Origin of the sequence: Streptomyces sp. P17 (assembly GCF_032436805.1) — a bacterium.
Lineage (GTDB): Bacteria > Actinomycetota > Actinomycetes > Streptomycetales > Streptomycetaceae > Streptomyces.
The window spans coordinates 1-258 of the sequence record NZ_JAVRBF010001081.1 but is presented as its reverse complement, the minus strand read 5'-3'; the positions used below and the strand labels follow the sequence as shown (position 1 = coordinate 258).

The 258-nt window shown below is 67.1% G+C and carries 1 protein-coding gene; it reads right to left on the bottom strand.

Annotated features, from left to right (window positions below; genetic code table 11):
* On the bottom strand, nucleotides 1-236 hold a 236-nt coding region (locus tag RMT89_RS44000; RefSeq protein WP_315889363.1), incomplete at its 3' end, for a hypothetical protein.
* Between the last annotated feature and the right edge of the window lie 22 nt (nucleotides 237-258).

The following is a 258-nucleotide window of genomic DNA, read 5'->3' as shown; positions in this document are numbered from 1 at the left end:
AGCGCGACGAGCGAGGTCAGCATGCCGAACTGGCTGCCGGCGAAGGCATTCGACGAGATCGACGACATGTAGGTGATGAGCACGATCTGCGCGAAGCTCGCGGCGAAGCCGTCGATGCCGACGGCGATCGCGAAGGTCCAGTAGTCGTGGCCGCCGTTACCGCCCTGCGCCGCGAGATAGGCGAGCGCGAGATGCGAGGCGGAGCCGGCGATCGTGCCGATGACGAGGCTCGCCATGATCCCGATCCGCGTCACCACG